Source organism: Streptomyces sp. NPDC051105, from assembly GCF_040682795.1.
In the GTDB taxonomy this organism is placed as follows: Bacteria; Actinomycetota; Actinomycetes; order Streptomycetales; family Streptomycetaceae; genus Streptomyces.
Map to the genome: position 1 here is coordinate 1 of NZ_JBFBBR010000085.1, position 1,072 is coordinate 1,072.

1 protein-coding gene is annotated in these 1,072 nt (G+C 69.9%); it reads right to left on the reverse strand.

Going from position 1 to position 1,072, the window contains the following annotated elements:
* On the reverse strand, positions 1-1,072 hold a 1,072-nt coding region (locus AB0N16_RS41890), incomplete at both ends, for a polyketide synthase dehydratase domain-containing protein (protein WP_365806049.1).

Genomic DNA, 1,072 nt, shown 5'->3' on the forward strand with positions numbered 1-1,072 from the left:
CGGGTCGGGGTGGGGGTCCAGGAACAGCCACTCGCCACCCGGCTTCGTCTCCAGGTCCTCCTCCACCGGCTCCCACCCCACCACGAACAACGAACGATCGCTGGTGTCACGGGATGCCCCCACGGCACTCAGCCGGGCCGTCCGTCCTGTGAAGGAGACAGCCTCGGCCACCGGCAGGCCGTGGCCGTCGGTGACCAGCACGCGGTACTGGTCGCCTCCGATTCTGCTGATCCGAACGCGCAGCGAGGTCGCGCCCGTTGCATGCACGGTGAAGCCGTTCCACTGGAACGGCAGCCATATGGACCCCGGCTCCTCGCGCTCGCGTACGAAGAGCAGGGGGTGAAGGGCCGCGTCGAGAAGTGCCGGGTGGACGTGATAGGCGGAACCGTCGGTGGCGCCGTCCGGCAGGGTGACTTCGGCGTACAGCTCGTCGCCTTCCTTCCAGAGCGCCGTGAGGCCCTGGAAGCGCGGCCCGTAGACGAAGCCCTCCTGTTGGAGATCCTCGTAGAAGCCGCTGGTGTCGATCCACTGGGCCTCGGGCGGCGGCCAGTCGGCGGCGGCCGGTGTGGCCGGCACGCCGACGTCGTCGGCGAGCAGACCGGTGGCGTGCGCGGTCCACTCGTCACCGGAACGCGTCCGCGCATGGATCGTGAAGGGACGCAGGCCGTCGGCGTCGGGCCGCTCGACGGTGACATGGAGGCGTACCGGCGTGCCGGGTCGTACCGCGAGGGGTGTCGTGATGACGAGTTCGTGGACGGTGGGGCAGTCCGTCTGCCGCCCGGCGAGCACGGCCATTTCCAGCAGGGCGGTGCCGGGGACGAGCACGGTGTCGCCGACCTGGTGATCGGCGAGCCAGGGGTGCGTGTTCAAGGAGACGGTGCCGGTGAGGATCGTCGTCTCGCCGGATGGAAGGTGATGGACGGAGGTCAGCAGCGGATGATCTGCGGCATCGAGGCCGCCGTCGTTCTGGTGCGTCGCGCCGGTGGGGTCGAGCCAGTAGTGCTGGTGTTGGAAGGGGTAGGTGGGCAGGGGTGTGGGGTGGTGGGGGGTGTGGTGGGGGGTCCAGTCGAGG